Raw genomic sequence first — 25,092 nt, forward strand, 5'->3', positions numbered from 1 at the left:
ACGCCCACGGTACCGGGGTCATTCCGTCGTGGGAACGGGGCGCCAACTGGGCACCACCTGCACGTCCTCGGCGTTGACGAACAGGAAGCGATGGCCGAACTGAATCTGGTAGTACACGTTCTTGCCGCGCACCACGGTGTGCGACGCGAGGTCGAAGGTCTTGGAATGGTAATACTCGCCGTTGACCTGCTGTCCGACGCTGTAGCGCTGACCCGGCTGGAGTACGTACTGCAGGGGGGAGACCGCTTGGACGGGGATACCCGCCGGGTAGGCGGCCGGTTCCGGATAGGCGCGGCCGTAGAGGGGGACGGATGTCCTGCCGGGCTTGGCGACGACCGTCATGCCACGGGCGGGTACGGCGGTCGGCTTGCTGGTGGGATTGCGGAACCAGCCCTTCTGCCCCAGGTACCAGATGGCCGTCCAGTCGCCCCGGCGATCTGCGACGGCGTACTGCTGACCGGTGCTGACCCGTGCCGCGTGGTTGTACACGGACCAGGTACCCGGGGTGGGGCGGATGCCGATGTCGGTGACGAGCGGCGCGTCGTCACGGGGTTCGGTGCGCAGGGTGATCGAGGCGGAGCCGTGTTCGGGGCACGGTTCACCGTTGTCGCCGCAGTAGTACGGTTCGGTGTTCGCGGCGTAGTCGGGGTTGATGGTGACCAGACCGGACGCGCGGGCACTGCCCTGGGCCTTGAACGGCGCGCCCATGAGGTCGAAGTAGTGCGCCCAGTCCCAGTAGGGACCGGGGTCCTGGTGCATGCCTCCCACGTTCGCTGCGAGGGTGCCCGGAATGTTGTCGTGCCCGACGATGTGCGCCCGGTCGAGGGGGACGTCGTATTTCCTGGCCAGATGGCGCACCAGGCGCGCGGAGCGGCGGTACATCGCCTCGGTGTACCACTGGCCGCCCTGAGCGAGGAAGCCCTCGTGCTCGATGCCCACGGCCTTGGAGTTGACGTACCAGTTGCCGGCGTGCCAGCCGACGTCCTTGGCCTTGAGGTGATTGGCGATGTGCCCGTCGGCAGAGCGCATGCTGTAGTGCCAGGACACATAGGTCGGGTCGGTCACCAGCTTCAAGGTCACCGGGTACGTCGCCTCGGTGTCATGGATGACGATGTAGTCGATCTTCTGGTTGTTCGGCCGGTCGGACAGATCGTGGTTGCCGAAATCGCCAGGCTCCTCCGACAGCTTCTGGTAGGGCGCCGGGATCCACTCACAGCCGAGGTTGCGGGGGCATTCGGCGCCGGCGGCTGACGCGCGCAGCCCCAGCCTGGCGAGCTGTCCGGTCCTGGGGGCCACCCGCGCGGACGGCAGCCGTACGGTTCCGCCCCCTGCGTCGGTGGTCCGCTCGGGCCCCTCGGCGATCACGGCGAACACCTCGTCGGCGTACGCCCGGGCGGTCTCCTCGTCGGCTGCGCCGGAGTAGCGGGCGAGCGCCCCGTACCAGTCGGCCGGGTCCGTGCTCACGGGCTCGCCCAGCGCCGCCTGGTGGGCGGCGAGCAGGGCGGCACCACCCGCGATGTTCGCCGCCGGTTCGTTCCTCAGCGCGTCCGCGGACAACCCTGTGAGCCGGGCCGCCTCGGTCAGCGTCTGGAGTTCGGGCGGCAGCGAGTCGGGGTCGGTCTCGGGGTGGTGCACCCGCCGCAGCTTCTCGTCCTGTCCGCGCGGGTCCTCGCTGCCCTCGCTGTGGTGGGGCAGGGCCGCCAGGGCGCCCCGGGCGTCGGTCAGGTGCATCGGACCGTACCCGGCGTCGCTGCTGGGGGATCCGCCGTGGGCATCCCAGCGGCTCTGCAGGTAGGAGACGCCCAGGAGCACCGATTCGGGTACGTGGTAGCGCTGGGAGGCCGCGGTGAACGCCTGGGCCCGTGCCCCCGGGGCGGGCTCACTCGCCTGCGCCCGGGGCACGCTCAGGAGAGTCGGAAGGAGTCCGGCGGCGACCAGAGCCGCCAGGGCCGCGCGGCGCATCCGACCGTGCAGCGGGCCCGCGTGGGCCCTGAGGGGGATGGACATGGTGGTGCTCCTTGTCTCGTGTTCGAGGTGAAGCGGGACGGGGCCTGGCCGGGCCCGGGGCGGGGTCAGTGCGCCGGGCCCGGTGCAGGGAGGGGGAAGTGGCAGGCCGTCGGATGGCCGGTGCCCGGGCGGATCGTCAGCTCCGGTTCCTCCGCGGCGCATTGCGGCCGCGCGTAGGGGCACCGGGTGCGGAAGCGGCAGCCGGACGGCGGCGCGGCCGGCGAGGGCAGATCGCCTTCGAGGATGATCTCCTCCCCGTGCTGCTTCGCCGTGGGGTCGGGCAGCGGAACGGCCGACAGCAGTGCACGGGTGTACGGGTGGTGGGCGCCGGCGTGCAGTTGCGCCCGTGTCCCCGTTTCCACGATCCGACCCAGGTACATGACGGCGATCCGGTCGCACAGGTAGTGCACCACGGCCAGGTCGTGGGCGATGAACAGGCAGGCCAGACCCAGGCGGGTGCGCAGGTCCGCGAGGAGGTTGAGCACCTGTGCCTGGACGGACACGTCGAGTGCCGAGACGGGCTCGTCGCAGACGAGGAGGTCCGGGCCGAGCGCCAGTGCGCGGGCGATTCCCACGCGTTGGCGTTGCCCTCCGGAGAACTGGTGCGGATAGCGCTGGGCGTGGCCGGGATCCAACCCCACCGTCTGCAGGAGCTCGGCGACGCGTTCGCGGCGCTCGCGGGAGGTGGTGCCGGGGTGGATGACCAGTGGCTCGGCGATGATCTCGCCCACGGTCAGGCGGGGATTGAGGGAGGTGTAGGGGTCTTGGAGGACCATCTGGACCCGCCGTCTCATCGACCGCAGCTCGCCGCGGCCCATCAGGGACAGATCGCGGCCGTCGATGGTCACGGAGCCGGAGGTCGGCGCTTCCAGACCCATGATCACCGAGGCCAGGGTGGACTTGCCGCAGCCCGACTCACCGACCAGGCCGAGGGTCTCACCGCGGCGGAGCTCCAGGTCGACGCCGTCCACGGCGCGTACGGCGCCGCTCGGGCGCTTGAACACGACTCCGCGGGTCAGCGGATAGTGCTTGGCCACGCCGTGCAGGCGCAGGATCGGTTCACTGCTGTGGATGTCAGGTGCCACGGCGCACCTCCTGGGAGAAGTGGCAGGCGCTGCGGTGACCGGGGGCGCCCGCGGGGAGGAGGTCCGGTCGCTGCTGTGTGCAGGGCGGCGCCGTGCGTGGGCACCGCGGGTGGAACGAGCAGCCCGTGGGCAGACGCGCCAGGTCCGGAGGCGAACCGGGGATGGGCAGCAGGGCGTGGTCCAGGCGGTCCAGACGGGGAATCGAGTCCAGCAGGCCGCGGGTGTACGGGTGGCGGGCGTCGCCGTACAACGCTCGGGTCTCGGCCTCTTCGACGGCGCGCCCCGCGTACATGACGGTGATGCGGTCGGCGACGGAAGCCACGACGCCGAGGTCGTGGGTGATCAGCACCAGTCCCATGCCGGTTTCCTGCTGGAGCTCGCGCAGCAGCCGCATGATCTGGGCCTGGACGGTGACGTCCAGCGCCGTGGTGGGTTCGTCGGCGATGACGACCTCGGGCTCCAGGGCGAGGGCCATGGCGATCATGACCCGTTGGCGCATTCCGCCGGAGAACTGGTGGGGGTAGTCGTCCAGCCGCTGTGCCGCGGCCGGGATCTTGACCCGGTCCATGAGGTCGACCGACTTCCTGCGTGCTTCGCGCCGGTCCATGCCGCGGTGCACACGGAACATCTCGCTGATCTGGTCGCCCACGGTGAGGACGGGATTGAGAGCGGACAGGGCGTCCTGGAAGACCATGGCGATACGGCTGCCGCGCACCTTGCGGTGCTCGCGCTCGCTCAGATGGAGCAGGTCGCTGCCGTGCAAGCGGATCTGCCCGCGTGTGATGTGCGCGGGAGGGGTGGGCAGCAGACCCATGACGGCTTGCGCAGCCACGGACTTGCCGGATCCGGACTCACCCAGCAGGGCCAGCGTCTGGCCGGAGTACAGGGAGTAGCTCAGTCCGTTGACCGCCTGGACGACGCCGTGCGGGGTGCGGAACTCGACGTGGAGGTCGTCGACCTCCAGGAGCGGTGCCTCGGGTGCATGATCGGCCGGCATCGGGCGGTCACCTCAGCTTCGGGTCGTAGGCGTCCCGAACCGCATCTCCCAGCAGGATGAAGCTGAGGACGGTCGCGGAGAGGAGCAGTGCGGGGAAGGCCAGCAGATGGGGGTGGTCGAGGAAGTGGCTCTGGGCGGCGTTCAGTTGCAGCCCCCAGGAGACCTGGGGGTACTGCAGTCCGACACCGAGGAAGTCGAGCGTTGCCTCACCGGAGATGACGTTGCCGATGTTGAGCATGGCCACCACGACCACGGGGGTGATGGCATTGGGCAGGATGTGCCGGAACATCAGGCGGGCGGGGCGCGCGCCGCACATCAGTGACGCCCGGACGTAGTCGCTGTCCTTGACGGCGATCACTTGTGAGCGCATGACGCGCGTCATCGTGGTCCAGCCGAGGGCGACGAGGACCAGGGCCATGGCCCCCAGTCCGTGATCGGGGAAGGCCACCAGGATGACGGTGGCTCCGAGGATGAAGGGCAGCCCGAAGAAGACATCCGTGATGCGCGACAGCAGGCTGTCGAGCCAGCCGCCGTAGAAGCCCGCGAACAGACCCAGGAGAAGCGACAGCGCCAGTGCGCCGGCGGTCACGGCCAGGCCGGCGACCAGGGAGGGCCGGCTGCCCCGGACCACCTGTGCGAGGTAATCGCATCCTTGCAGGTCAAAGCCGAACGGGTGGCCCGGAGTCGGCCCGGCCTTGGAGTTCACCAGTTCGCACCGGCCGTTGTCGTCCGTCAGCAAGGCGATGAAGGGGGAGGGGAGGGCCGCCATGGCAACGATCACCGCGATGACGGTCAGGCAGGTCCACACCAGCGGCCGGGCGCGCAGTTCGCGCCAGGCGTCCCTGCTCAGCGAGGCAGGCGCCGTGGTGTCGGGTGCGCCGGCCGCGGGGGGAGGGAGCAGGAGGTCCTTGGTGGGGACCGGTGCGGGGCTAGGCATGTCGGATCCTCGGGTCGAGCAGGCCGTACAGGATGTCGACCAGCAGATTGGCCAGGACGAAGACCATGACCAAGGCGGTGGTGATGCCCACGACCGTGGGCCCTTCGCGCAGCTGGATGGACTGGAACACCTGCTGGCCCACGCCGGGGAGGTTGAAGATGTACTCGGTGACGATGGCCCCGGCCATGAGGGAGCCCAGTTCGACCCCGAGGAACGTCACCACCGGGATGAGCGAATTGCGCAGGGTGTGCTTGACGACCACACGGCGGCGGCTGAGGCCCTTCGCGTCGGCGGTGCGGACGTAGTCGGCCCGGAGGTTTTCCGCGAGGGAGGAGCGGGTGAGACGGGCGACGTACGCGAGGCCGAAGGAAGCGAGGACGAGCCCCGGCAGCAGGTAGGCGGTGGGCCATCCCGCTTCCTCGCCCGAGACCGGGAACCAGCCCAGGCGCACGCCGAGGAAGAGCTGGGCCAGGTAGCCGACGATGTAGACCGGAACGGCGATGACCACCGTCGTGCCGGCCAGGACGAGTCTGTCCGCCCACCGGCCCTTGTTCAGACCGGCCCACACACCGAGCGCGATGCCGAGGACGGTCTCGAAGAACCAGGCGGTCAGGGCCAGCTTCACCGTGACCGGCCAGCGCCGGGCCAGCACATCGGCGACGGGCTGCCCGCTGAAGGTGGTACCGAAGTCACCCGAGAGGAGCCCTGCGAGGTAGCTGCCGTACTGCACGAGGAGGGGGTCGTCGAGATGGTAGCGGTCGTGCAGCTCGGCGAGGACCGCCGGTGGAACCGGGCGGTCGCCCGCCAACCCCTGGATGGGGTCCCCGGGCAGGACGAAGACGAGGGTGTGGATGAGGAAAGTCGTGGCCAGCAGCACGGGTATCGCGTGCAGCAGGCGCCGGGCGATGAATCTGCCCATGGGAGCGGCCCCTGTGTCCGGTGCCGGCCCCGGGAAGGAGGCCGACGAGGTGTGCGGGTGTCGAACCGGCCGGTGGTCAGGAGGTGACGGTGACCTTGTCCAGGTGCAGGCCGGTGACATAGGGGTCGATGACGACGCTGCCCACCCTGGGGCTCCAGGCGGACTGGTCCTGCCAGTTCCACAGCGGGATCAGGGGCAGTTCCTGCAGCGCAATGTCCTCGGCGCTCTGGTAGGGGCCCAGGTCGGTCTCCGGAGCCGCATTGCCCTGCGCGACGAGGGCGTCGAACCGCGCGCTGCTCCAGCCCATGCGGTTGTCCGAGTTGAACAGCCCGTCGAGGTAGTTCTGCATGCTCGGGTAGTCGATGACCCAGTTCTGCCGGTAGGGGCCGGTGCTCTTGCGCTCGTTGAGCAGGGGGCCGAGGTCGGCGTTGGCCATCTTGCGGAAGACGACGTCCTTGATGCCCAGGTTCTGCTTGAACTGCTGGGCGACCGACGTCATCCACTGCTCATAGGTGGGGTCGGAGTTCGAGAAGTACAGCTCCAGCGGGCCGGACAGCCCCCCGGCCTCGTCGAAGAGGGCCTTGGCCTTCGCCGGGTTGTACGTGCACGTCTCCCCGCACGCACCGGGACGGTGCCCGGGAACCATCTTCGCGACGAGGGAGTCGGCGGGAGTGAAGACGCCGTTGTAGACGGCCTGGGTGATGCCCTCGCGGTCGATCGCCATCGACAGGGCCCGCCTGAGCTTCGGGTCCGCGAACCGCTTCTCTCCCAGGGGCAGGCCGAGGTAGTCCATCGTCCCGCTGGGCCTGACGGAGTACCGCTTGCCGAAGCTGCGCTTGGCCTCCGCCGCCCGCGCGGCGGGAACGGTGGTCACGATGTCGACGTTGCCGGCCTGCAGTTCCGTGAAGGCGGTGTCCTTGCTCGTGAAGATCTTGAAGTCGACCGCATCGGCCTTCGGTGTGCGTGTCCCGTTGTAGGAGGCGGCGCGCTTGAGGGAGATCTTCTGGTTGTGCTGCCAGTCGCCGTCCATCTCGAACGGGCCGTTGCCCACCGGCCGGAGGTCGAAGGCCTTGGCGTCGGTGAAGGCCGCCGAGGGCAGCGGGGCGAACGCCGGGAAGGAGAGCATCATCGGGAACTGGCTGAAGGGGGCGTTGAGGTCCACCTGCAAGGTCGTTTCGTCGAGCACCTTCAGTCCCGAGAGCTTGTCCGACGCCGGTTGCCGCCCTTCCGCCGGGTTCATCTGGTCGTAGCCCTCGATCTGGGCGAAGTAGTAGTTCGTCTCCCAGGCGTTGGGGCCGAAGGCGGCGGCGTTCCAGGCATCCGCGAAGCTCTGCGCGGTGACCTTCTCCCCGTTGTGGAAGACGGCACCGGCTCGGAACTTCACCGTCCAGTGCTGCTGGTCGGGCGAGTTCACGCTTTCGGCGGCGAGGGGGACGACGTGCCCGTCCTCGGGGTCGAGCGTCACGGGTGAGTCGAAGAGCCCCTGGATGACCTGCAGTGCATAGCTGCTGGTCGTCTGCCCCGGTATGAGGTGGTCCGGCTCGGTCAGTGCGACCGAGAAGGTGCCGCCGGGCTTGCCGGAACCCTCTCCGCGGTCCGTGGTACCACCGCCGCAGGCGCTCAGCGCCACGGTGAGCGCTGCGACGAGCGCCAGCGGGGCGAGTGTTCTGTGCCAGGGATGAGTCATGTGCCGCTGTTCCTCTCGGATCCCACCGCAGTGTGGGAAGGCTGTGCCGGGGAATGGTGCGTGCGTCGAGGCGGGACGCCCTGCTCGGCCCGGGCGCCACCGTCCTTCGTGGCCATCACCGTAGGAGCGCCGGCGACCACCGGCGATCGACAGGATGTCGAAGGGCTGTTTCGCGACATCGCCGAGTCGTCGAACCGCACGCGCGGGAGCGTCTCAGCCGGAGGTGAAGACGGCCTGGTCGGGCGCCTGCGCCGGGGACAGCGCCCGCGGCAGCACCAACGGCCCGGCGCCCGGTGTCAGGGAGCCCAGGACACTCGCTGCGGTCGCCCCGGTGCAGTCCGGCAGCGTGGCGGGCAGCCCGTGTACGGTGTGCCAGCCGATCACGGCGAACGCGATGGCCTCCTTGGCGTCCCCGGGCACCCCGATCGTGCTGCTCGGCAGCAACGCGGTGTGCGGCAGCCGTTCGGCCAGGGCGCCCATCACGACGGGGTTGTGACTGCCCCCGCCCGAGACGATGACCGTGTCGAGGCGGTGCCGCAGGATCTCGTCCGCGACCGTACGAGCGGTCAGCGCGGCCAGCGTCGCCAACAGGTCGGTCAGCGGGACCGGTTCACGGGCCCGGAGTACCCGCTCCAGGTACCCGCCGTTGAAGAGTTCTTTGCCGGTGCTCTTGGGAGCCGGCAGCCGGTAGTACTCCTCGTCGAGCAATGTGTCGAGCAGGGCGGCGTCGACCACCCCCTGGGCGGCGAGGGCGCCGTCTCGGTCGAACGGGGCGCGCGTCGCGGCCAGTACCGCAGCGTCCATCAGCGCGTTCGCGGGCCCCACGTCGTAGGCGTGGGTACGACGATCAGTGGCCGTCGCGGCCACGGTGAGGTTGGCGATGCCCCCGAGGTTCAGTGCCCCTGCGCGCCCCGTGGCCCCGCCCCGCAGTTGCAGCCCGTTCAGGAGCAGGGTGTCCAGGTGAGCGACCAGGGGAGCGCCCTGCCCCCCGGCAGCGACATCGCGTACCCGCAGGTCCGACACCACCGGCGTGCCGGTCCGCTGAGCCGTCCAGGCCGGCTGTCCGATCTGGAGGGTACCGAGCACCGTTCGCTCCCGCGTCCAGTGGAAGAGCGTCTGCCCGTGGGAGCAGATCACATCGACACCCCCTACCTCAGCGGTGGCCGCCGCCGCCGCCGCCGCGTCGGCGAATGCCTGTCCCACCTCCGTGTCCAGCCGGCACACCTCTGCTGCCGTCGTCGGATGCGGAGGAAGGCAGTCCCTGAGCCGGCGACGCAGAGCCTCGGAGTAGGGGACCGCCCCGGTGCTGAGGACGCGGCCGTGGAGGACGCGGTCTTCGCACCGCAGCTCGACGACTGCCGTGTCGATGGCGTCGTGCGAGGTGCCGGAGATCATTCCGAGGATTTTCACTGCTGTTGCCCCTTTGCCATGCGGCGTGTTCTGCCGGGAGTGCGACCCACCCGTGCGGGTGCGCGCTTCGCACGGTAGGGAGCCGGGCGCGCACGAGCGATGTGCGCCGGGGCAAGTTCACCGCCAGAGGACTTCAGGCTCGACGCCGTCCACGTCATTGACGGGCGTTCAGGGTGCACGAGCACAGTGGCCGAGCCGACCGTTGCGACACCGCGCAGGCTCACGGTCGGCTCCGCACCCCGTCACCCCTTTCCACACCTTGGCAACTGGAGGACATCCATGACCCCGTCGCACCATCCGGTTCCGAACCGTGCCTTCTCCCGCCGGCGGCTCCTGGCCGCGATGGGCGCCGTCACCGCCGCGGCAACGGGCGCCCTTCCGGCGGCATCCCCGGCCCACGCCACCCCGCCCGCCGCGGCAAAGCACCAACTGCGCGGACTGTGGATCGCCTCCGTGGTCAACATCGACTGGCCGGCTGCCCCCGGGCTGACCCCCGAGCGCCTGCGCGCCGACTTCATCGGCCAGCTCGATCGGGCGCGGACGCTGGGCCTGAACGCCGTGTTCGTCCAGATCCGGCCGACTGCGGACGCGTTCTGGCCGTCCCCGCTGGAGCCCTGGTCCCAGTGGCTGACGGGCACCCAGGGCCAGGACCCCGGATGGGACCCGCTGGACTTCATGGTCCGGGCCGCCCACGAGCGCGCCCTGGCCTTCCACGCCTGGTTCAACCCGTACCGCGTCTCCATGCAGCCCGACCCCACCAGGCTCGTTCCCGACCATGCAGCCCGTCTGCACCCGGAATGGACCGTCTCCTACGGCGGCAAGCTGTACTACAACCCGGGCGTCCCGCAGGCCAGGGAGTTCTGCCAGCGCGCCATGATGGACGCGGTCCACCGCTATGACATCGACGGCGTTCACTTCGACGACTACTTCTACCCCTACCCGGTCGCAGGCCAGGCCTTCCCCGACGACGACGCCTACGCCGCCCACGGCAGCGGCTTCCCCGACCGCGCCGCCTGGCGACGGCACAACGTCGATCTGATGGTCCGCGAGATGCGCGACCTCGTACGCGCCGCCCGCCCCGAAGCAGCCTTCGGGATCAGCCCCTTCGGTGTCTGGCGCAACGACTCCAGCGATCCGGCCGGCTCACCCACCACCGCCTTCCAGTCCTACGACGGCCTGCACGCCGACACCCGCGGCTGGGTCCGCAACGGCTTGCTCGACTACATAGCCCCGCAGCTGTACTGGAACATCGGCCTCGCCGCGGCCGACTACGGACGGCTCGCGCCCTGGTGGGCCGCTCAGACGGTGGGCACCGGCACCCAGCTCTGGATCGGCCAGTCCGTCTACAAGGCCGGCGCGGCCGGCCAGCCCGCCCCCTGGCAAGACCCTGCGGAGCTGTCCCGCCACCTCTCGCTCAACAGCACCCTGGAGGCGGTCAGCGGGGACATCCTCTTCAGCGCCAAGGACGTGTGGGCCGACCGGCTGGGCTCCGTCACCCGCATGGCCGCCGACCACTGGCAGCGCCCCGCCCTGGTCCCCGTCCTGCCCCGCCTCGCCTCGGGCGCAGCGCCGGCGCGCCCCCTCATCCTGCCCCCGCGACACGGGGAGAGAGGGCTGCGACTGACGGCGGGCCACGGCGCGGGCGCGCCTCGCCCCCTCCAGTTCGCCGTCTACCGGTACGACAGCCACCCCGGTCCCCGCCCCCCTCTCGACGCGGCGCACCTGACGGCGTTGGTGCCGGCGCCGGCGGGCCGCTTCGAGGACCCGGCGGGCTCCCGCCACGCCTGGTACGTGGCCACCGCGGTCGACCGCGTCGGTCGTGAAAGCCGGCCGAGTGCCACGATGCGCCTGTCCTACTGATCCTGTCCGGCCGAACAGCACCTCACAGCACGTTTGTTCACCACTGGTGAACAGGCGCGGAGAGGCATGTACGAAGGGTGGAGGCAGGGGCTCTGCTGGATGCAGCGCCCCTGCTTCCCCGACGTGCGGAGTCACCTGTGCCCCATGCCTCCCCCCTGTCCGTAGGCCCGTCCGCTCGGGAACGGGACCCGGACCCGGACCCTGCCACGGCGTGCTCTGCTGCCGTCGTCGTCGGTCAGCGCATCAAGTGGACGCGTCAGCGTGCGGGGCTCAGCCTCCGTGAGGTCAGCGACCGCAGCGGCCTGTCCAAGGGATACCTGAGCCAGGTCGAAGGCGGCCGCTGCAATCCGACGCTCAACACGCTGGTCCGTATCGCCGCGGTCCTCGGTGCCACGGACGCCACGTTCTCGTGGCCTTCGAGCTCCCGGCGTAGCGGAGCGTTCGCGACGCGGTCCCCGGTCTTCCCGGTGCTCGGCCTCCCTCCGGAGGTGGGCAGGAGCCGTCGCCTGACCGGGCAGGACGGGGGCGCGTTCACGGTCCGTCAGTGCGAGGGCACCCCGGCCCACCACGCCGGTATGAGGCGGCACGCGGGCGAGGAGTTCTGCCACGTCCTGTCCGGCGTCCTGCGCGCGGAAGTCGACGGCCGCCGGCATCTCCTACGCGGCGGGGAATCCCTCCACTTCGACGCGGACTGCCGTCACCGTCTCACCGCCCTGCAGGCGGGTACGACCTTCCTCCTCGTCGGCTGAGCCGCCTGCCGAGCTACCCGGCCGCCTGGTCTCCCAGCCCGGCGATCAACCGGTGCAGCCGCGGCACGTCCCCGGCAGGCACGAGACCAGCGGGGAGCCGGCGCAGGGCGATGGCGGCCGCGCCGGCCGCACCGTCCTGCGCCCGGCGCACCGGTTCGTGCAGGTGGTGGGCCCGCAGGCGGGTTTCCACGGCTTCGGCCAGAAGTGTGTCGGCGGTGAGGAGCCCGCCCGCCAGCACCAGCGGGACCCGGGCCCCTTCCATGGCGGCGGCCTTCCGTGCGGCGCGAAGGCTGGTGAGGAGCAGGCCGGCCGCCTCTTCCACGATGGCACGAGCCACGTGATCACCACGGCGTGCCGCCCCGTCGACCACGGGTGCGAGGCGTGCCATGGCGGCCGGCGGCGCGGCGTGCACCGCTCGGACGATGTCTCGCCCCTGGTCCGTGGCCGTGCCCAGCGGCTCGGGCCGAAGCTGCAGGTGCTCCGTCACGAGAGGGGTGAGCGCTGTGCGCGGGCCCCTGCCGTCGAGTGCGGCCAGTGCACGGGTCAAGGCCTGGCGGCCGATCCACACGCCCGATCCTTCATCCCCGAGGAGCCACCCGTAGCCGTCGCTGCGGGCGACGAGCCGATGTCCCCGGTATGCCGCGGACACGGCCCCGGTCCCGGCGAGGAGGAGGAGGGCGTCGGCGGCATCGGTGCCGGCCGCCACGGCCGCGGCCAGGTCGTCGCCGACGCTGAGGCCACCCTGCAGGCCCAGTGCCTCCCACCGGGTGGCGGCCTGGGCCCGGAGGCCGGGCAGGTCGGCCCCGGCGGCGCCGGCCAGGGCGATGTGGCCTGCGACGACACGGCGCCGGTCGACGCCGTTCAGCGCGGACTCCATGGCCGAGTGCAGAGCGCAGGACGGGTCGGCGCCGGAATACCGGTTGGCGCCCGCCGCGCGCCCGCGCCCGTATACGCGCCCGTCCAGGCCGATGACCAGGCAGCGGGTGCTGGTGCCTCCGGCGTCGACACCGAGGATCAGGGGCGGGCCCGGCGGCGTGCTCACCGGCGCCCCGCGATCAGATCGACGGCTGCGTGGGCGGAAACGGCCGAAGGGCTGTAGGTGGCCAGGTGCCAGGCGCCCGGCCGGGAGGGGCCGGGTAGGCCCATGTCGACCACGCCGGCATCGGGACGCCGCGCCATGATCATTGCCAGGACACGGCTCGCCCACGCATCACGCAGGTGGTCGCGTACGACGATCACCAGGGGGCGCCTCCCGTCATCGAGGTAGGGGCCCAGTATGTCCTCGTCCTCCCCCGGGCGGAGGACGACCGATGCGGTGCCGTGCATCCGCTGAGTCAGCAGGGCGCTGATACCCCAGGCCGTGCGGGGCCCGGCCGCGGTGGGGGGAGGCGTGTCGAGGGTGATGACGACGGGCGGCTTCCTCAGGGGCAAGGGGTGCGGGGACTGGTGGACGGTGAGGTCCAGAGCACGCGCCGCAGCGGCACCCGCGGGGGTCCGCAGTGCCTCCGGGGAGCCCGCGGCGGCCTCGGACGCGGCGGCGCGCTGCCACGCGGCCAGGTGTCGCACGCGTCCGGCCGCCTCCGCGAGGCGCTCCGCGGGCAGCTCTCCGGCGGTCACTGCCTCGACGATGCGGTCACGCACCGCGAGGAGGGCTTCTTCGCCCAGCAGACGGGCGCCGAGGCAGATGAGGTCTGCGCCCGCTGCCAACGCCTGGAGGGCGAGGCCGGGGAGGGTCGCGGAGGGGTCGAGAGCCTTCATGTCCAGGGCGTCCGTGACGATCACGCCGTCAAAGCCGAGTTCCTTGCGCAGCAGCCCACCCAGGAGTGCGGGGCTCAGACTCGCCGGACGCGTCCGGTCCCAGGCGGGTACGAGCAGGTGGCCGGCCATGACGGCTTGGACGTCGGCGGCGATGGCAGCGCGAAAGGGAACCAGTTCCCGCTCCCACAGGGTCTGACGGCATGTCCGCAGCACGGGAAGCGCAAGGTGGGAGTCGACTGCCGTGTCGCCGTGACCGGGGAAGTGCTTCGCGCAGGCAGCCACTCCCGCGGACTGCATGCCACGGACGAAGGCCGCGGTGTGCCGGGCCACCGACGGGGCGTCCGTCCCGAAGGAACGCACCCCGATGACCGGGTTGCGGGGGTCGGAGTTGACATCGGCCGCCGGGGCGTAGTTCAACGAGATCCCCGTGCGCGCGATGAACGCGCCCAGGTCTGCCGCGAGTTCCCGTGTCACTGCCGGATCATCGATGCGGCCGGTTGCCGCGTTGCCCGGCCAGGAGCTGCCCCGTGCCGTTTCCAGACGGGTGATCGCCCCGCCCTCTTCGTCGACCGCGACGACCGCTTCGGGATTCTCGGCCTTGATCGCATCGGTCACGAGCCGGGTCGCTGCGACGCCGGGGGAGTTGCGGGAGAAGAGCAGGACGCCGCCGAGCCCCGCCTGCAGGCGCCGTAGGAGCCAGTCGGGGGGACGGGCGCCGTCGAACCCCGGTTGGAGCACCGTCTCCGCGAGGCGTCGCAGCTCCTGATCGGGGTGGTGCGCAAGGGAACCGGGCATGAGGTCTTCCCTTTCGAAGGAGGGTGTGCGCGGCACTGTACGCAGGGGTGCATGCGCGGACGGGTTCAGGTTTGCCGCTGCCAAACCTGCTCGGTGTCCCGCAGGGTTCACCCCCGGTGAACTTCTGGGGCTTCCTTGGACCGCGGACGAGGCAAGTTGAGAATCTGCCCTCGTCGTTCCGGTCGGCCATCCACCCCTTCTGCCCCTTCGCGGGGGCGTGGACCCGGCAGCCGCGCAGCCGCCCCGCAGATGCCGGGCCGCCGCCCGACGGCCCGAGCGGGCCGACCTCAGCATTGCCCAGACTCTCCAGACAGGACTTTCGATGAAGCGCCTCTCGCCGTGTGCCGTGGTCACGCTGTGCCTCGCCGCGTCCCTGACCGCCTGCACGTCCACCTCGCCCAGCACCGGCGCAGCCCAAGCCGATGCCGCCGACAAGGGCACCCTGACCGTGTGGCTGCAGGCGGAGGCGCAGAGCCTGTGGCCCACGTCGGTGGAAGCGGCGACCGCGGAGTTCCGCAAGAAGTACCCCGACGTCACCGTCACCGTGTCCTACCAGGCATGGGCTGACCACCTGTCGAAGTTCGACGCGGCCGCGCAGGCCGACAAGGTCCCCGACGTGATCGAGTTGGGCAACAGCGAGACCGCCCAGTACACCGCGGCGGGAGCCTTCATCGACCTCGGCGGGCAGCGCGGCACGTTCGACAACAGTGCCACCTGGCAGAAGGGCCTCCTCGACGCGTGCGCGGTCGGGCAGAAGCTGTTCTGCGTGCCCTACTACGGCGGAACGCGCGCCGTGGTCTACCGCAAGGACCTCCTGGCCGAAGCGGGGGTGACCAAGGCGCCCACGACGTGGAAGGAGCTGCAGGACGCGGTGCAGGCACTCGCGGACAAGAACCGGGACAACACGAACTTCTCCCCCTTCTTCCTGCCGGGCCAACACCCCTACGGCGCCCTGCCGTTCGTGTTCGACGCGGGCGGCTCCATCGCCTCGCAGAACGCGGAGGGACGGTGGACATCGCAGCTGTCCACGCCTTCTTCCCTCAGCGGTCTGAAGAACTGGAAGACCCTCGTGGACGCGGGCATGCGGGGCGACCGCACCGCCAACGACCTGGGCGCAGCGCCCGCTCTGGCCGCAGGCCGTGCCGCCATGTCCTTCAGTACCAACGGACAGATGGTCAAGGTCTTCGGCCCCGAGGGGGACCCCGCTCTCAAGGAGAAGATCGGATCCTTCCCGATGCCGAGCCCCACCAGGGACGGCGAGGTCGCTCCGCCCTACCTCGGCGGTTCCGTCCTCGCCGTGCCGGCCAAGAGCGCCCACCAGCAGTGGGCGAGTGAATGGGTGCGGCAGTTCACCGCCACGGAGCGGCAGAAGGAGTTCCTGGCCGGCGGCTTCCTCGCCAATACCATGACGCTGACCTCCGACGACCCGCAGCGCGCCGGCTACTTCCAGGGACTGGAGAAGAGTTGGAGCGTGCCGCCGGCCAGGAACTGGGCCGCCGTGGAGAAGGCCAACCTCGTCAAGCAGATGCTGGTCGACATCGCCTCGGGGAAGTCCACGCCCGAGGAAGCCACCGCTGCGTACGGCAAGAAGATCGAAGGGGTACTCAACGCCTCCTGATCCGCCCGCAGTGGCCTCACCTCGCGCGTCCGTACGCCGCCCGAGGCGTCCCGGCCCCGACGAACCAAGGACTCCCCAGCCGTGCCCTCACCCGAAGCCCTGACCCGAACACCTCCGCGCCCCGCCACACGCCCGGTCGTGCCACTCCCGCGGCGCCGCCGTCCCGACCCCACCCCCTACGTGCTGATCGGGCCCTCTCTCCTCGTCCTCATCGCCGTGCTGGCCTACCCGCTGGGGAAGGTCCTCGTCCTGTCGACGCAGCACTGGGGTGTCAGCCAGATCTTCAGCCCCGCCGGACCCGAGTTCGTCGGCCTGGACAACTACACGCAGCTGCTCGCCGACGCAGAGTTCTGGACCGTGCTGGCGCGCACCCTCGTGCTGACCTCCGTGATGGCCGGGGCCTCGATGCTCCTGGGGGTCGCCGTCGCCCTGCTCATGCAGCGCGTGGCCGCATGGTGCCGGCGCACGATCGTCTTCGCCCTCGTACTCGCCTGGTCGGTCCCCACCTTCATCTCCACAGAGATCTTCGCCTGGATGACCGAGTACAACTCGGGGGTGGTGAACTGGGCGCTGCGCATCACCCCCTACGACTGGTACGGCGACGCCACCCTGGGCCTCACCGTGGCGACGGCCATCGTGGTGTGGGGAGCCGTCCCCCTCATAGCCGTCACCGTCTACGCGGGGCTCGTGCAGATACCACCGGAACTGGTGGAGGCCGCCCGCATGGACGGCGCCGGCTCCTGGACCCTGTTCCGGCACGTGACCGTTCCCGTACTGCGCCCGCTGCTCGCACTGCTCACCACGCTGTCGGTGATCTGGGACTTCCAGGTGTTCAACCAGATCTGGATCTTGCGCCATGGTGCGCCCGCCTCCGACTACTACACCCTGGGCATCTACTCCTACGTGAAGGCCTACGCCGGTCACGACTACGGCCTGGCCTCGGCCGGCGCCGTGCTCACCGTCCTGCTCCTCGTGGGCGTGATGGTGGTCTACCTGCGCCAGATCACGAAGATCGGAGACACGCCGTGAGCGCCCCCGCGCGAACCGGCGCCGGCCCCCGGCGCACGGTATGGACGGCTGCGGGACTGGCCGTGGCCCTCGTATGGATCTTCCCGGTCTACTGGATGGCCGCGACGGCACTCAAACCCGGCCCGGACATCCACGCCGCCGTCCCGCAACTGTGGCCGGCACGGCCCACCCTGCAGCACTTCGGCAAAGTGGCCTCGGATCCGCTGTTCTGGGACGCGGTGGGCAACAGCGCCCTGGTGACCGGCGTGACGGTACTGCTGGCCGTGCCCGTGGCCTTCGTCTCCGCTCTGGCCCTCGCAAGGTTCCGCTTCCGCGGCCGAGGGGTCTACGTCACCGTGGTCATGCTGGTGCAGATGGTTCCGCACGTGGCTCTGGTCATCCCGATCTTCCTGACACTCAGCGATGCGGGGCTGTCGGACAGCGTCACCGGCCTGGTCGTCACCTACCTGGCCTTCATCCTGCCCTTCGCCGTCTGGACGCTGCGCGGCTTCATCGCTTCGGTGCCACGGGAGTTGGACGAAGCGGCGATGGTGGACGGATGCAGCAGGATGCAGGCGTTGTGGCGGATCGTCCTTCCGCTCACCCTGCCCGGGCTCATCGCCACCACGGTGTACTCCATGGTCCTGGCCTGGAACGAGTACCTCTTCGCCTATTTCCTGCTCGGGAGCCCGGACAAGCACACCGTCCCGCTGTGGCTGACCCACTTCGTCACCTCGGAAGGCACCGACTACGGCGCCCTCATGGCCGGCTCGACGATGGTCGCGGTACCGGTCGTCGTCTTCTTCATGCTGGTGCAGCGCCACATCGCCGGCGGTCTGACCGCCGGGGCGGTCAAGGGCTGAGTCCGATGCACGCGGGAAGGTCCGGCACCCGTCACCGGGTGCCGGACCTTCCCGCGCCAGGCGGTCAGCAGCGGCCCTCGGGGCAGTCCTCCCACTGGCGGGCCCCGGACGCGGGGGCCGGCGCCGGGCCGGTGAGGGCCCCCGCGGCGCCCTCGCCACCCGCCAGGCGGATGGCGATCCGGTCGATGACGGGTCGTGGGCCGGCCCCGGCGACGTTGTTCACGAGAACGGTGAACGCCAGCACTCTGCCGTTCGCGTCCTCGGCGTAACCGGTGAGGGCATCCACTCCGGACATGCTGCCGGTCTTGGCGTGCACCCTCCCCTGCGCCGCGGTCCCCTGCATCCGCCTGGCCAGCGTTCCCCCGACCATCCGCCGCGGGTCGCCCGCGACCGGAAGGGCCCGGTACCAGGCGTCATACCAGGGCTGACGGCGGGCGAAGGTCAAGAGCGCCGTGAACTGCCGAGCACTCATCAGGTTGTAGCGGGACAGACCTGACCCGTCGGCCTGGTTGCGGTCCCCGTGCAGGTCGCCGGTGGGGAGAGCACGCCTGACCTCTTCGAGGCCGGCCCGCCAACTGCCTTCGCCGCTCTTCACCCGGCCGATCTCCTTGACCAGGTGTTCGGCGATGCCGTTGTTGCTGAGTTTCAGAAAGGGCACGAGCAGATCGGAGAGGGGAGCCGAGTCGTGCCTGGCGAGAACGAGGCCGTCCGACACCGGCCCCTCCGCCCGCTGCGGCTCACGGATCCGGACCCCGTACCGGCGCAGCGCCGCCGCGAACACGGTCGCCGTCACGGCGGCCGGATCGTCCACGGTGACCCACTCCTCAGCCGGACCGTGGTCCGCGGGGATGCTTCCCGACAGGCTGATCTCGTTGGTCCCCAGCTTTCTGACCGCCTCGGCGGTGTATGCGCTGCCCGGCGGCCCCGTGGCGATGTGCCCCGTGAACCGCACGAGTGCGGCGGCGGGCGTGACCGTCACCCCTGCTGAGCCTCCGGGCGCGGCCGGAGTCAGGGTGACCTTGACGGTCCCCACATCGAATTCCTCGTCCGGGGCGATGGTCAGTGCCGAGATCTGCGGGCTGAAGTAGTACGGCTGGTCATCCCAGGCCCATCCCGGTCCGAGGGGGACGCTGTCGTAGCGGGAATCGTCGAACAGCAGTCGTCCCGTGACCTGGCGGATGCCGGCTGCGGCCAGGTTCCGGGCCAGTGCGTCGAGGTCGGATGCGAGCAGGCTGGGGTCTCCGCCGCCCCGCAGGACCAGGTCTCCGTGCAGGACGGCGCCGGTACGCCGCCCCGCGGTCCGCACCTCGGTGGCGAACCGGTGCTGGGGACCGAGCAACTGGAGGGCTGCCGCCGCCGTGGCCACCTTCAGGGTGGAAGCCGGCAGCATCAGCGTATCTTCCTGGCGCTGGTAGAGGACCTGCCCCGAAGCAGCGTCCGCGACCTGCACCGAGGCGTGCGCACCCGCCAGGGCGGGGTCGGCGAGGAGCAGGTCGAGGTCGGCCGCCAGATCGGCGGACCGGGCGGCCGTGGTGGTGTCGTCGGCGGCGCCCGGTGAGGGGGGCACCAGCAGAGCGGCGCACAGGGCCACGGTCGTCGGGAGCAGCACACGGCGTCGGACGGCTGGACGCATCACGTCTCCATCGTGTCTCGTCGGGATGCCGAGCGGCCGGGACGGGACGTCCCGGCCACTCGGCCGGGCGGCCGGAACGTCAGGAGGAACAGCCGGAGGCCGGCAGGGACCAGGGCGACGGTGCCGGGAGGCCGTCGTACAGGGCGATCAGCATCTGCTGCGGACAGATCGACGCTCCGTTGCGGAAGATGCCGAAGTGCAGGTGGGGCCCGGTCGAGCTCCCGGTGTTGCCGGTGTACGCGACCAGTTGGCCGGGCGATACGCGGGCGCCGTCTGCGACGACCCGGCTGTTGAGGTGGCAGTACTGGTACCGCACACCGTCGTCACCGTCGATGGCCAGCCCGAGGCCGCACGCCTCGTTCGCCCCGCCGTTGATGCGGGCGGTTCCGGACGTGATGGCGAAGGCTTTGGTCCACTCCTCGGCTGCGATGTCGCTCGCGGGGTAGTCGTGGTGGGGCCACAGCAGGCTCTCGCGGCCGCTGAAGACGGAGCTGCGCGGGATGATGAACGCGTAGTCACCCCGAGGGCCGGCGCTGGAAGCGGATCCCAGCAGATACTGCCAGGTCGTGGCGCCGACGGCGGCGCCGCCGGTGAGCCGGTGGACGGTCTTGTAGTCCTGGACGGCCTGCGCGGTGTCCGGACCGAAGACCCCGTCGGTGGCAACGTCGTAGCCGTGCTTGCGGAGTTGGAACTGCAGGGCGCGCACTGCGTCCGACTCGGTCGTCCCGGGGCCGATGCCGACGACCAGCTTCGACCAGGTGTCGGTGCCGACGATGCCGTCGCCGGCCAGCTGCGCCGAGGTCTGGAAGGAGACGACGGCATTGCGGGTCTGCGCATCGAACACCCCGTGGGCCGTGACCGTCTGCCGGCGCTGGCGCAGGAGGAACTGCAAGCTGGCAACGTCACTGCCGGTGGCGCCCTGTTGCAGCACGGGCCACGAGGGAGCCGACGCCTGGGCGGGGACGGCGGAGGCCAGAGCCAGGAGGAGGGCCGTCACCATCAGGGCGATCACGGAACGTACAGCCGGGCGGGCTGTGACGCGCCCTGCCGCGCCGGGAGGAGCGGCCATTAGTGAGTTGCGCATGACAAATCCTGTCTGTGAGGTCGTGAGGGGCTGCCTTTGACGACGGGGGATCAGCACCGACCAGAGGTCGTGGACGAGTACCGGAGGCAGGCCGCCCGCAGGCGCTCCACGGCGGAGCGCGAGTGGTGGGCACACGGTAGGGACCGCTGTCCCGGGCCCGGAAGAGACGAGATGTCGATGCAGCCGGGGGTGCTCTGGACTCTTGGAACCCGGCGCTGCGCCGAATCGGCCGTGAAGGCTCGGTGCGGCTCGGTGACGGTGGCGCCAACCTGCCGGACGGGCAGCTGCGGGGCGCCTGGGGGCCGGTTCCGGCTCGACTGCCGGCAGCCGTCCCCTCGTGGCCAACAGCTGGCGCAGGAATCCGTTCCGGGCGAACCGGTGGCCGGTCTCCGGCCGCGGGTGCCATCGCGCCCTCACGCGGCGTCGGCTGGAGGGGGCAGGGCTGTCGGTGGCCGCGGCCGGTCAGCCGGGCTGGATGCCGCTGCGGGTCAGCGTCCGAGGTCGGCGTCGCGGGCCAGCAGAGCGGCCTGCACCCGGTTGGTGACGTCCAGGGCGGTCAGGATGCGGCTGACGTGTGCTTTGACGGTGCTCTCGCGCATGCCGAGCGTCCGGGCGATGTCGGCGTTGGTGTCGCCCTCGGCGAGCAGGGCCAACACCTCCTTCTCGCGGGGAGTGAGGCGCTCGACGTGCTCTCGTGCACGGGTGGCCTGCGGGCGGTTGGTGCGGTGGTAGCGGTCGATGAGGCGGCGGGCGGCGCTGGGGTGGAGCATGGCCGAGCCGGCGGCGACGAGGTGCACGGCGCGCAGGATGTCGGCGGGATCGGTGTCCTTGAGCAGGAAGCCGTCGGCTCCCGCGGCGAGGGCGTTGTAGACGTACTCGTCCAGGTCGAAGGTGGTCAGCGTGATGACCTTCGGCGGATGGGGCAGGGCGCGAAGCCGTGCAGTGGCGGTGATGCCGTCCATGCGGGGCATGCGGACGTCGACCAGGGCGACGTCGATGCGGTGGGCGGTGGCCTGCTCGATGGCGGCCAGTCCGTCAGCGGCCTGGGCGACGACTTCGATGTCGTCGTCATGGTCGAGGAGGTCGGTCAGTCCGAGACGGACGAGGGCGTCGTCGTCGACGACCATGGCGCGGATCACGTACGGGAGCCGTTCTGTTCGGTGGTGGGGTGGGGGATGCGGGCGGCCAGCCGCCAGCTCCCGGCGCCGCCGGGCCCGACGCTCAGGTGGCCGCCGAGTGCCTCGACCCGTTCCCGCAGGCCCACCAGACCGAAGCCGGAGGGCACCGCCGGCGCGCCGGGAGCGCCGGGCGTGCCGGGTGGATTGGTGACCTCGACGAGGGTGGCGGGCGGGCCGTAGTCGATACGGATGCGGACGGGCGCGTCGGGGGCGTGCTTGCGGACGTTGGTCAGTGCTTCCTGCACTACCCGGAAGACGGCGAGCCGGTGCGCGGCGGGGGCTTGTTCCGGCCTGCCTTCGGTCACCGTTTCGATCTGCTGTCCTGCGGCGCGCACCTGCTCGATCACCTCCTCGACATCGCGCAGGACCGGCGCGGGCCGGTCGGCGGAAAGGGAGGGGGAGCTGCGCAGGGCGCCCAAGACGTCGCGCAGGTCGGTCAAAGCGTCTGTGGAAGCGGTGCGCAGCAAGGCGAGGCGTTCGGTGACCTGGGCGGGCAAGGGGTCTTTTCGGGTGGCCAGGACGCCGGTGTGCAGGGCGATCAGGCTGAGGCGGTGGGCGAGCACGTCGTGCATCTCCGCGGCGATGGCGGACCGCTCGGCAGCGCGGGCGGCCTGCTCGCGCAGTTCCCGCTCGATGCGCAGGTGCTCGACCTGCCCGGCCAGGGCTTCCACCAGACGGCGGCGGCTTCCCGCCCACAGCCCGAGGACCACCGCCAGCACGAGCAGGAGGGCGGGTCCGTAGGAGCGGGTGGCCAGCAGGCTCAGTGCGGGACGCACCAGCGCGTTGGTGATCAGGGCGATGGCGGCGCCCGCGACAGCCAGCCGGGCCCGGCCGCGCGAGGCGAGGTGAAACAGGGCCACCAGCAGCGGCAGGATCGGGCCCCACAGTCCCGCCGCGGCCACCGTCACGGCGGTCACCGCCACGGGCAGGCGCCGCCGCGCGGCCAGCGAGAGGCCCGCGACGGCGGCGGCCGCCACCGACGGCTGGTCCAGACCCTGGAAGGACGAGATGGCGGCGTCCCGCATCGACGAGGCGGTCACCAAGAGGACCATCACCACGTCGGCCCAGGCCGGCCACCGCATCCCGCTGCTCTTGTTCACCCTGCCACCCTAGGCAGCCGAGCCCGGCCCGCCAGCCGCCGACCGGCCACCGGCACCCCCTACTTTCGTAGCGGAAGCGCGGCGCAGATGGGCGGATTCGCACGGGTCCAGCGCTCCATAGCGTCGAAGCCATGGATGACTGGACCACCTCACACGACCGTGTCCTTGCGCAGCGCAACGCCGAGGGCTGGATGTTCCTGCTCGAAGCAGCCCTCGACCTGCGCACCACCGGCGCCGTCACCCCCAGCGGCAAGGCCCTGGCGCGCCTGCTCACCGATCCGGTGAGGGAGAACGGCGCGCAGCCCCTGAACGTCCTGGAAGCGGGGGCGGGAACCGGCTCGGTCACCCGCACCCTCATCTCCCGGCTCTCCCCGGGCAGCCGGCTGGACATCGTCGAGGCCAACCCCCGCTTTGCCGCCCGGCTACGCGCTCTCGTCCGCTCCCACCCCCGCCTGGCCGGTGCGCACGAGCGGGTCCGGGTCCACCACGCCCCCGTCGAGCACTTCGGCACCGACCGCCCCTACGACGTGATCGTCTCCGGCCTGCCCTTCACCAACTTCACTCCCGCCCAGGTGGAGACGATCATGGACCGGTACCTGGAACTGCTGCAGCCCGGCGGCACGCTCACCTACTTCGCCTACCGGGGCACCCGCCACGCCCGCGCCCTGACCGCTTCTCGCGCCGAAGCCCGCCGCCACCGCGGCGTCGAGGACGTCCTGGCGGGCTACCAGCGCCGGTACGCCACCGGCTGCTGGAGCGTGTGGGGCAACCTGCCCCCGGCGAAGGTCTGGCAGCTGCGCCGGCCAGCCGACCCTGTGGCCGCCGCGGACGCGGCGGTCCCGCTGACCGCGACGGTCGGCGCGAGCCGATGAACGCGCTGACCACGCTGATCAGCCAGGTCCCCGCGCCCACCGCCTACGTGATCCTGGCCGCCGCGGTGCTCGCCGAGTCCGTCCTGCTGATCGGCGCCTTCATCCCCACCCTGACCCTGCTCCTGACCGCCGGTGCGCTGGCCCGCACCGGCGAGCTGAACCTCCTCCTGGTCGTCGCCACCGCCTCGTGCGCGGTCGTGGTCGGTGACGCCCTCGGCCACCGCACCGGACACCTGCTGGGCAGCCGCCTGCGCACCGGCGGCCTCGGCCGGCGCATCCCCACCGCCGCCTGGCGGCGGGCCGACGCCCTGATGGCACGCCGCGGTGGTCAGGCCGTCTTCCTCACCCGGTTCGTACCCGTGGTACGGACCCTGGCCCCGCACCTGGCAGGCGCCACCCGGATGCCCTACCGCCGCATCGCCCCCTACAGCGCGCTCGCCGCACCCCTGTGGGCCGGCGCCGAAGCCGGCGCCGGCTACGCGGCGGCCACGTCCGTCCAACACGCCGTCGCCCTGGGCGGCCCCGTACTGGCCATCACCGCCGGCCTGGCTGCCGCGACGCTCGTGACCGCAGCCACGGTCCGCCGTCGCAGGCAGGACCGGCCGTCGTGCGGACGGCAGGAAGCCACCGCTCCGCCGGCCGCCCCGGAGCCCCGCTCCGAAGCCGGAGCAGCGCGTTCGGCGCGGTCACGGGCACAGTCGGGACCCGGGACCGCCGCGGGGGCCGCAGGTCAGCCGTCCGGTGTCCGCACGGCTCGCGTCAGTGGCCGGGAGGTCAGTGGTCGCGCAGCAGGCAGCCGGCGCCTCGGACGCGGTCGTCCAGGCCGTGCTCGCGCAGCGCGTGCCACAGCGTGGCCGCGTTGATGGCGACGACCGGTTTGCCGAGCTCGGATTCGAGGGCATCGGCCTGCGCGACGAAGGAGAGGTTCGTGCCCACCTGCACGATCGCCTCGACCGATGGGTCGTCCAGCGCGCCGACCATCTCCAGGATGCGTGCCGGGCCGACCCGGGCGATGTCCATGGCGGTACGGCAGCGCAGACCCGAGATCGCCGCCACGTCGAACCCGGCTTCCGTGAAGTAGCGGCCCACCTCGCGGTCGGCGACGGGCTGGTAGGGGGAGAAGACCGCGATGCGCCGGCACCCCAGCGCCTGAAGGGCGGCCCGACAGGAACTCGCGCCGGTGGTCACCGGCAGGCCCGTGCGTTCCCGCAGCCGCCGTTCGAAGGCCGCGTTGCCCGCCACGCCGCCCCAGAACGTCTCGGCGGACATCCCCATCACCATGCGGTCCGGCTCCGCCGTCAGGACGTCGCGGACCGCAACGTCGATGGAGGCCCTGATCTGCCCGAGCAGTGCCTCGAAGTCCCCGTCGCTGCCCATCACGGGATCCGCGATGTGCATCGAACCAGCGCGGTAGGCGACCCCGGGGATCCGCGCGCCCCAGTAGTCGTGCTCCACGACGGTGTTGGTACTCGGCACGATGACCCCGAAGACGGCCCGGGGGCCCACGGCATTGGTCATATCGGATGCTCCAT

General features: G+C 71.2%; 21 protein-coding genes. 7 read left to right on the forward strand and 14 right to left on the reverse strand.

What is annotated here, in order from left to right; translation table 11 throughout:
* Nucleotides 1-18: 18 nt before the first annotated feature.
* The 7 genes from ACLJTM_RS16045 to ACLJTM_RS16075 all read right to left on the reverse strand — a co-directional run bounded on the left by ACLJTM_RS16045 (nucleotide 19) and on the right by ACLJTM_RS16075 (nucleotide 9,042).
* On the reverse strand, nucleotides 19-2,007 hold the full coding sequence (locus ACLJTM_RS16045) for an N-acetylmuramoyl-L-alanine amidase (protein WP_411104235.1): 1,989 nt from the start codon (nucleotides 2,005-2,007) through the stop codon (nucleotides 19-21).
* A gap of 65 nt (nucleotides 2,008-2,072) precedes the next feature.
* Nucleotides 2,073-3,092 carry an ABC transporter ATP-binding protein gene (locus ACLJTM_RS16050; protein ID WP_411104236.1) on the reverse strand — a complete coding sequence of 340 codons (1,020 nt, stop codon included), beginning with the start codon at nucleotides 3,090-3,092 and terminating at the stop codon, nucleotides 2,073-2,075.
* Nucleotides 3,082-4,089, reverse strand: coding sequence for an ABC transporter ATP-binding protein (locus ACLJTM_RS16055; protein WP_411104237.1), 1,008 nt, complete (start codon nucleotides 4,087-4,089; stop codon nucleotides 3,082-3,084). Before ACLJTM_RS16055 ends, ACLJTM_RS16050 begins: the two co-directional genes overlap by 11 nt.
* A gap of 7 nt (nucleotides 4,090-4,096) precedes the next feature.
* Nucleotides 4,097-5,026 (reverse strand): ABC transporter permease, encoded by a 930-nt coding sequence (locus ACLJTM_RS16060; protein ID WP_411104238.1) that lies wholly within the window; start codon nucleotides 5,024-5,026, stop codon nucleotides 4,097-4,099.
* Nucleotides 5,019-5,945 (reverse strand): ABC transporter permease, encoded by a 927-nt coding sequence (locus tag ACLJTM_RS16065; protein ID WP_411104239.1) that lies wholly within the window; start codon nucleotides 5,943-5,945, stop codon nucleotides 5,019-5,021. Before ACLJTM_RS16065 ends, ACLJTM_RS16060 begins: the two co-directional genes overlap by 8 nt.
* Nucleotides 5,946-6,021: 76 nt before the next feature.
* Nucleotides 6,022-7,632, reverse strand: a complete 1,611-nt coding sequence (locus ACLJTM_RS16070; RefSeq protein ID WP_411104240.1) for an ABC transporter substrate-binding protein — start codon at nucleotides 7,630-7,632, stop codon at nucleotides 6,022-6,024.
* Nucleotides 7,633-7,845: 213 nt separating this feature from the next.
* Nucleotides 7,846-9,042, reverse strand: a complete 1,197-nt coding sequence (locus tag ACLJTM_RS16075; protein WP_411104241.1) for an anhydro-N-acetylmuramic acid kinase — start codon at nucleotides 9,040-9,042, stop codon at nucleotides 7,846-7,848.
* 279 nt (nucleotides 9,043-9,321) lie between these two features.
* Here ACLJTM_RS16075 and ACLJTM_RS16080 point away from each other — a divergent pair, with 279 nt between their 5' ends.
* Nucleotides 9,322-10,902: a glycoside hydrolase family 10 protein gene (locus ACLJTM_RS16080; RefSeq protein WP_411104242.1), complete on the forward strand. Its 1,581-nt coding sequence runs from the start codon at nucleotides 9,322-9,324 to the stop codon at nucleotides 10,900-10,902.
* 137 nt (nucleotides 10,903-11,039) lie between these two features.
* On the forward strand, nucleotides 11,040-11,651 hold the full coding sequence (locus ACLJTM_RS16085) for a helix-turn-helix domain-containing protein (protein WP_411104243.1): 612 nt from the start codon (nucleotides 11,040-11,042) through the stop codon (nucleotides 11,649-11,651).
* 13 nt (nucleotides 11,652-11,664) lie between these two features.
* On the opposite strand, the gene ACLJTM_RS16090 is transcribed toward ACLJTM_RS16085, so the two are convergent.
* Both ACLJTM_RS16090 and ACLJTM_RS16095 read right to left on the reverse strand, forming a co-directional pair.
* The gene (locus ACLJTM_RS16090) at nucleotides 11,665-12,693 is read right to left on the reverse strand and encodes an N-acetylglucosamine kinase (protein ID WP_411104244.1); all 1,029 of its coding nucleotides are present in this window, start codon (nucleotides 12,691-12,693) and stop codon (nucleotides 11,665-11,667) included.
* Nucleotides 12,690-14,204 (reverse strand): glycoside hydrolase family 3 N-terminal domain-containing protein, encoded by a 1,515-nt coding sequence (locus ACLJTM_RS16095; RefSeq protein ID WP_411104245.1) that lies wholly within the window; start codon nucleotides 14,202-14,204, stop codon nucleotides 12,690-12,692. The genes ACLJTM_RS16090 and ACLJTM_RS16095 overlap by 4 nt, the downstream gene beginning before the upstream one ends.
* A gap of 322 nt (nucleotides 14,205-14,526) precedes the next feature.
* Between ACLJTM_RS16095 and ACLJTM_RS16100 the strand changes: the two genes are divergently transcribed.
* The 3 genes from ACLJTM_RS16100 to ACLJTM_RS16110 all read left to right on the forward strand — a co-directional run bounded on the left by ACLJTM_RS16100 (nucleotide 14,527) and on the right by ACLJTM_RS16110 (nucleotide 17,693).
* On the forward strand, nucleotides 14,527-15,822 hold the full coding sequence (locus ACLJTM_RS16100) for an extracellular solute-binding protein (protein WP_411104246.1): 1,296 nt from the start codon (nucleotides 14,527-14,529) through the stop codon (nucleotides 15,820-15,822).
* A gap of 138 nt (nucleotides 15,823-15,960) precedes the next feature.
* Nucleotides 15,961-16,851 carry a carbohydrate ABC transporter permease gene (locus ACLJTM_RS16105; RefSeq protein ID WP_411104247.1) on the forward strand — a complete coding sequence of 297 codons (891 nt, stop codon included), beginning with the start codon at nucleotides 15,961-15,963 and terminating at the stop codon, nucleotides 16,849-16,851.
* On the forward strand, nucleotides 16,848-17,693 hold the full coding sequence (locus ACLJTM_RS16110; RefSeq protein WP_411104248.1) for a carbohydrate ABC transporter permease: 846 nt from the start codon (nucleotides 16,848-16,850) through the stop codon (nucleotides 17,691-17,693). Before ACLJTM_RS16105 ends, ACLJTM_RS16110 begins: the two co-directional genes overlap by 4 nt.
* A 64-nt stretch (nucleotides 17,694-17,757) precedes the next feature.
* On the opposite strand, the gene dacB is transcribed toward ACLJTM_RS16110, so the two are convergent.
* The 4 genes from dacB to ACLJTM_RS16130 form a co-directional block, all read right to left on the reverse strand.
* Nucleotides 17,758-19,326 carry a D-alanyl-D-alanine carboxypeptidase/D-alanyl-D-alanine-endopeptidase gene (dacB, locus tag ACLJTM_RS16115; protein WP_411104249.1) on the reverse strand — a complete coding sequence of 523 codons (1,569 nt, stop codon included), beginning with the start codon at nucleotides 19,324-19,326 and terminating at the stop codon, nucleotides 17,758-17,760.
* A 79-nt stretch (nucleotides 19,327-19,405) separates the two neighbouring features.
* Nucleotides 19,406-20,326 (reverse strand): peptidoglycan-binding protein, encoded by a 921-nt coding sequence (locus tag ACLJTM_RS16120; protein ID WP_411104250.1) that lies wholly within the window; start codon nucleotides 20,324-20,326, stop codon nucleotides 19,406-19,408.
* Between the two features lie 572 nt (nucleotides 20,327-20,898).
* A complete protein-coding gene (locus ACLJTM_RS16125) occupies nucleotides 20,899-21,549 on the reverse strand; it encodes a response regulator (protein ID WP_411104251.1) in 651 nt (216 codons plus the stop codon).
* The gene (locus tag ACLJTM_RS16130; protein ID WP_411104332.1) at nucleotides 21,546-22,640 is read right to left on the reverse strand and encodes a sensor histidine kinase; all 1,095 of its coding nucleotides are present in this window, start codon (nucleotides 22,638-22,640) and stop codon (nucleotides 21,546-21,548) included. The genes ACLJTM_RS16125 and ACLJTM_RS16130 overlap by 4 nt, the downstream gene beginning before the upstream one ends.
* A 179-nt stretch (nucleotides 22,641-22,819) precedes the next feature.
* Here ACLJTM_RS16130 and ACLJTM_RS16135 point away from each other — a divergent pair, with 179 nt between their 5' ends.
* A complete protein-coding gene (locus ACLJTM_RS16135) occupies nucleotides 22,820-23,560 on the forward strand; it encodes a class I SAM-dependent methyltransferase (protein ID WP_411104252.1) in 741 nt (246 codons plus the stop codon).
* On the forward strand, nucleotides 23,557-24,423 hold the full coding sequence (locus tag ACLJTM_RS16140) for a DedA family protein (protein ID WP_411104253.1): 867 nt from the start codon (nucleotides 23,557-23,559) through the stop codon (nucleotides 24,421-24,423). The genes ACLJTM_RS16135 and ACLJTM_RS16140 overlap by 4 nt, the downstream gene beginning before the upstream one ends.
* Here ACLJTM_RS16140 and ACLJTM_RS16145 read toward each other — a convergent pair.
* The gene (locus ACLJTM_RS16145; protein ID WP_411104254.1) at nucleotides 24,335-25,078 is read right to left on the reverse strand and encodes a hypothetical protein; all 744 of its coding nucleotides are present in this window, start codon (nucleotides 25,076-25,078) and stop codon (nucleotides 24,335-24,337) included. The two genes, ACLJTM_RS16140 and ACLJTM_RS16145, sit on opposite strands and share 89 nt — an antisense overlap.
* Between the last annotated feature and the right edge of the window lie 14 nt (nucleotides 25,079-25,092).

Origin of the sequence: Streptomyces sp. cmx-4-9 (assembly GCF_046548835.1) — a bacterium.
Taxonomy (GTDB): Bacteria; Actinomycetota; Actinomycetes; order Streptomycetales; family Streptomycetaceae; genus Streptomyces.

Coding starts and splice junctions, on each gene's coding strand:
- ACLJTM_RS16045 (WP_411104235.1), bottom strand. CDS start 2,007: ATGTCCATCCCCCTCAGGGCCCACGCGGGCCCGCTGCACGGTCGGATG.
- ACLJTM_RS16055 (WP_411104237.1), bottom strand. CDS start 4,089: ATGCCGGCCGATCATGCACCCGAGGCACCGCTCCTGGAGGTCGACGAC.
- ACLJTM_RS16060 (WP_411104238.1), bottom strand. CDS start 5,026: ATGCCTAGCCCCGCACCGGTCCCCACCAAGGACCTCCTGCTCCCTCCC.
- ACLJTM_RS16065 (WP_411104239.1), bottom strand. CDS start 5,945: ATGGGCAGATTCATCGCCCGGCGCCTGCTGCACGCGATACCCGTGCTG.
- ACLJTM_RS16070 (WP_411104240.1), bottom strand. CDS start 7,632: ATGACTCATCCCTGGCACAGAACACTCGCCCCGCTGGCGCTCGTCGCA.
- ACLJTM_RS16080 (WP_411104242.1), top strand. CDS start 9,322: ATGACCCCGTCGCACCATCCGGTTCCGAACCGTGCCTTCTCCCGCCGG.
- ACLJTM_RS16095 (WP_411104245.1), bottom strand. CDS start 14,204: ATGCCCGGTTCCCTTGCGCACCACCCCGATCAGGAGCTGCGACGCCTC.
- ACLJTM_RS16100 (WP_411104246.1), top strand. CDS start 14,527: ATGAAGCGCCTCTCGCCGTGTGCCGTGGTCACGCTGTGCCTCGCCGCG.
- dacB (WP_411104249.1), bottom strand. CDS start 19,326: ATGCGTCCAGCCGTCCGACGCCGTGTGCTGCTCCCGACGACCGTGGCC.
- ACLJTM_RS16120 (WP_411104250.1), bottom strand. CDS start 20,326: ATGGTGACGGCCCTCCTCCTGGCTCTGGCCTCCGCCGTCCCCGCCCAG.
- ACLJTM_RS16130 (WP_411104332.1), bottom strand. CDS start 22,640: ATGGTCCTCTTGGTGACCGCCTCGTCGATGCGGGACGCCGCCATCTCG.
- ACLJTM_RS16135 (WP_411104252.1), top strand. CDS start 22,820: ATGGATGACTGGACCACCTCACACGACCGTGTCCTTGCGCAGCGCAAC.
- ACLJTM_RS16140 (WP_411104253.1), top strand. CDS start 23,557: ATGAACGCGCTGACCACGCTGATCAGCCAGGTCCCCGCGCCCACCGCC.
- ACLJTM_RS16145 (WP_411104254.1), bottom strand. CDS start 25,078: ATGACCAATGCCGTGGGCCCCCGGGCCGTCTTCGGGGTCATCGTGCCG.